Origin of the sequence: Brevundimonas sp. UBA7838 (genome assembly GCF_002500885.1) — a bacterium.
GTDB lineage: Bacteria > Pseudomonadota > Alphaproteobacteria > Caulobacterales > Caulobacteraceae > Brevundimonas > Brevundimonas vesicularis_C.
This window is the reverse complement of sequence record NZ_DLTK01000023.1, coordinates 1-4315: the sequence shown is the minus strand read 5'-3', so window position 1 is coordinate 4315 and position 4315 is coordinate 1. Positions and strand designations below refer to the sequence as shown.

3 protein-coding genes are annotated in these 4315 nt (G+C 67.1%); all 3 read left to right on the top strand.

All coding sequences use genetic code 11. The features are described 5' to 3' along the window. The first annotated feature begins 72 nt into the window (after positions 1-72). The 3 genes from B3T77_RS01095 to B3T77_RS01085 all read left to right on the top strand — a co-directional run bounded on the left by B3T77_RS01095 (position 73) and on the right by B3T77_RS01085 (position 4247). The gene (locus B3T77_RS01095; RefSeq protein WP_105625180.1) at positions 73-3225 is read left to right on the top strand and encodes an efflux RND transporter permease subunit; all 3153 of its coding nucleotides are present in this window, start codon (positions 73-75) and stop codon (positions 3223-3225) included. Continuing rightward, positions 3222-3632 carry a copper-binding protein gene (locus B3T77_RS01090; protein ID WP_035307582.1) on the top strand — a complete coding sequence of 137 codons (411 nt, stop codon included), beginning with the start codon at positions 3222-3224 and terminating at the stop codon, positions 3630-3632. Before B3T77_RS01095 ends, B3T77_RS01090 begins: the two co-directional genes overlap by 4 nt. Before the next feature lie 297 nt (positions 3633-3929). Continuing rightward, positions 3930-4247, top strand: coding sequence for a hypothetical protein (locus tag B3T77_RS01085; RefSeq protein ID WP_135194148.1), 318 nt, complete (start codon positions 3930-3932; stop codon positions 4245-4247). Positions 4248-4315: the final 68 nt, after the last annotated feature.

Here is a 4315-nt window from a genome sequence, read left to right as displayed (position 1 = left end):
CGGCCGGCCTGGCGCCGCCGCCCAAACGGGCGAATCCATGGCCGCGCCCGCTCAGCGCGGGAGGTCTGGGCGATGATCGCCGCGATCATACGCGCCTCGGTCAAGGGACGCTTCCTCATCCTTGTGGCCGCCCTCGCCCTGCTCGCCGCCGGCCTCTTCGCTGTTCGCACCACGCCGGTCGACGCCCTGCCGGACCTGTCGGACGTGCAGGTCATCATCCGCACCAGCTATCCAGGGCAGGCCCCCCAGATCGTCGAGAACCAGGTCACCTATCCTCTGGCGACCACCATGCTGTCGGTGCCCGGCGCGCGAACGGTTCGGGGTTATTCCTTCTTCGGCGACAGCTTCGTCTATGTGCTGTTCGAGGATGGAACGGACCTCTACTGGGCGCGCTCGCGGGTCTTGGAATACCTTAGCCAAGTCCAGGCGCGGCTTCCCGCGACCGCCCAACCTGCGCTGGGTCCGGACGCCACCAGCGTGGGCTGGGTCTATGAATACGCCCTGGTGGACCGCACTGGCCGCACCGACCTGGCGCAGTTGCGAAGCCTGCAGGATTGGTTCCTCCGGTACGAGCTGAAAACCGTGCGGGGGGTCGCCGAGGTCGCCAGCCTGGGCGGCATGGTGCGGCAATACCAGGTCGTGCTCGACCCCGTCAGGCTCGCGTCATACGGCATCACCCATCAGGCGGTGGTGGAAGCGCTCCAGCGCGCCAACGGCGAGACGGGCGGCTCGGTGCTCCAGCTCGCCGAGGCCGAATACATGGTGCGCGCCAACGGCTATCTGACCGAGCTCGACGACTTCCGGGCCGTGCCGCTTCGCACGGGGGCTGGAGGGGTTCCGATCAGCCTCGGAGACGTCGCGACCATCCAGATCGGCCCGGAGATGCGGCGCGGCATAGCGGAGCTGAACGGCGAAGGCGAGGTCGCCGGCGGCGTCGTCATCCTGCGGTCCGGTGCAAACGCCCGCGCGACGATCGCGGCGGTCGCTGAAAAACTCCAGATACTCAAGGCCGGATTGCCGCCGGGCGTAGAGGTGGTGACGACCTACGATCGGTCGCTGCTCATCGACCGGGCGATCGACAATCTGAGCGGCAAGCTGATCGAGGAGTTCATTGTCGTCGCCCTCGTCTGCGGCCTGTTCCTCTGGCACGCCCGGTCGGCGCTGGTCGCCATCCTGACCCTGCCGCTGGGCGTGCTGGCGGCCTTCCTGATCATGAATCTTCAGGGCGTGAACGCCAACATCATGTCGCTGGGCGGCATCGCCATCGCCATCGGGGCCATGGTCGATGCGGCGGTGGTCATGATCGAGAACGCCCACAAGCATATCGAGCGATGGGAACACGACCACCCGGACCACAAGCTCGTCGGCGAGGACCGGTGGAAGGTCATCACCGAGGCGGCCGTGGAAGTCGGACCCGCGCTGTTCCTCAGCCTGTTGATCATCACCCTCTCGTTCATTCCAGTGTTCAGCCTGCAGGCCCAGGAGGGCCGGCTGTTCGCGCCGCTGGCCTTCACCAAGAGCTATGCGATGGCGGCCGCGGCGATCCTGTCGATCACGCTCGTGCCGGTTCTGATGGGCTATCTGATCCGGGGAAGAATCCCGGCCGAACAGAGCAATCCGATCAACCGCTGGCTGACCCACATCTATAGGGGGCCGCTGGACTGGGTGCTACGGCATCCCAGGAAGACCTTGGTGGCCGCCTTGCTGGTATTCGCCACCACGGCCTGGCCCCTTAGCCAGCTCGGCGGCGAATTCATGCCGGCGATGGACGAGGGCGACCTGCTTTATATGCCCTCGGCCCTGCCGGGCCTGTCCCCGGCCAAGGCCGCGGAACTGCTGCAGCAGACCGACAGGATGATCCGAACCGTGCCCGAAGTGGCGACCGTATTCGGCAAGGCGGGCCGGGCGGAGACGGCCACGGACCCGGCTCCGCTTGAGATGTTCGAGACCACCATCCAGTTCAAGCCTCGCGATGAATGGCGGCCCGGCATGACCCCGGAGAAACTGGTCGAGGAGCTTGATCGCGCGGTTCAGGTTCCCGGATTGTCCAACGTCTGGGTGCCTCCCATCCGCAATCGCATCGACATGCTGGCGACGGGCATCAAGAGCCCCGTCGGCGTCAAGGTCTCCGGCGCTGACCTGGCCGCGATGGACCGTATCGCGGCCCAGGTGGCCGATGTCGCCAGGACCGTGCCGGGCGTGACCTCGGCCCTGGCCGAACGCCTGACCGGCGGGCGCTATGTCGACATCGACATCGACCGAGAGGCGGCGGGCCGCTACGGCCTGAACATCGCCGATATCCAGTCGATCGTCTCGGGGGCTGTGGGCGGGGAGACGATCGGTCAGACGGTGGAGGGGCTCGCCCGCTATCCGATCAGCGTCCGCTATCCCAGAGAACTGCGCGACAGCCTGGAGCAACTGCGCGCCCTGCCGGTTCTGACGCCGTCGGGTCAGCAGATCACCCTGGGCACGGTCGCCGATATCCAGATCGCGGACGGCCCTCCGATGCTGAAATCCGAGAACGGCAGACTAACCACCTGGGTCTATGTCGACGTGCGCGGCCGCGATCTGGCGTCCGTCGTCGCCGATCTGCGTCAGGCCGTCGCCAGCGAGGTGGAACTCGCGCCGGGCGTCAGCATCGCCTACTCGGGCCAGTTCGAATATCTCGAACGGGCGGCCGAGCGGCTGAAGATCGTGGTTCCGGCCACGCTCGTGATCATCTTCATCCTGCTCTATCTGACCTTCGGGCGCTTCGACGAAGCCCTCCTCATCATGGGCACCCTGCCATTCGCCCTGACCGGCGGCTTCTGGTTGCTCTATCTGATGGGCTTCGATCAGTCGGTCGCGACCGGGGTTGGCTTCATCGCCCTCGCTGGCCTGTCGGCGGAGTTCGGCGTCGTGATGCTGATCTATCTCAAACATGCGCTGAAGGATCGAGGACCTGATCCCGACCGGGAGCAGGTCGAGGAGGCCGTTCGCGAGGGCGCCCTTCTGCGGGTCCGGCCCAAGGCGATGACGGTCGCCGTGATCTTGGGCGGTCTGTTCCCGATCCTGATCGGCCACGGCGCGGGGTCGGAGATCATGACCCGGATCGCGGCGCCAGTCATTGGCGGCATGATCACCGCGCCCCTCCTGTCGATGCTCGTCATCCCAGCCGGCTATCTCCTCCTGAGACGCCGGAAATCACGTCCCACCCAAACCCCCACCCAAGGAGCTACCCTATGAAAAACCTGTTCGTGAAGTCGGCCAGGCTCGCCCTCGGCCTGAGCCTGTCAGCCGGGGCGGTCATTGCCCTGGCGGCCTGCAGTCAGCAGCCGGCGACGGAGACGGAAACCCCAGCCGCCACCGGTTCCGCCGTTGCCCCCGCGGCGCCGGCGGAGATGGACGCCATGTCGTCGGCGGCCGGAGAGGAGTCCGCGACCGCGCGCGGGGTGATTTCGGCCATCGACGCGGAGGGCGGCAAGATCACGATCGAGCACGAGCCGATCGCCAGTCTGGAATGGCCCGCGATGACCATGGGCTTCGCGGCGTCACCCGCCCTGATTGACCAGGCGAAGGTCGGCGACCGGGTCGAGTTTGATCTGGTCGTTACAGGCAGCGCGGGCGAAGTGAAGGCGATTCGGCCGCAGTAATCCCCTGCTGCCGGACTGTCGTCGCACGGGGCGGCGGCGTCCGGGTTGACGACGCGGCGGGGAACCTTTGGCTTCTCCGCCGCGTCGAGCCTTTATGGGTTCAGCAGACGGCTTCAAAGCGGCGTGAAGATGGACAGTGCCGACTGTCCGAGTTGTTTCGGTCCGAACCCGAATGGGCTTCGAGGCGGCGCTCGGCGCGGGGATGTCGTGCGAACAAGCCGAACCGTGGAGTGAGGGACCGCAGCGTTGGAACTCGCCTTGGAGTACCCGAGTTCGATCTTGAAGGAGGTGGGTGACATGAGCGACATGAACGGAATGCCCTCAAGGTCGGGCGAGGCACGCCTGTCGTGCCTGCTGAGGTCCATCGATCTGACTCCTCAACGACGGGCGCCCGCGTCGGATCTTCTTGGGCGGTCCCGCCGGGGCTCGGTGGCCGCCGCCCTGCTGCTGGTGCTCCTGGTGGTCGCCGTCGTGAGCTGGCGAATCGGTCCCGCCGGCGTGGCGTCCGGGGCGCGGGAAGAGCGCCTCGAGGACGACGCCGACGAGCCCGCGCGATCCGACCGCCGCGACGAGCGAGATCGCCGCGGCCGATCCGGGGGCCGGGACCGTGACTGACCCCATCCGGCGTCGTTTCCCGCCTGTGGCGCGCCGGTGAGCCCTGACGGCGCCTGGCGCAGATCGGA

Coding starts and splice junctions, on each gene's coding strand:
- B3T77_RS01095 (WP_105625180.1), top strand. CDS start 73: ATGATCGCCGCGATCATACGCGCCTCGGTCAAGGGACGCTTCCTCATC.
- B3T77_RS01090 (WP_035307582.1), top strand. CDS start 3,222: ATGAAAAACCTGTTCGTGAAGTCGGCCAGGCTCGCCCTCGGCCTGAGC.
- B3T77_RS01085 (WP_135194148.1), top strand. CDS start 3,930: ATGAGCGACATGAACGGAATGCCCTCAAGGTCGGGCGAGGCACGCCTG.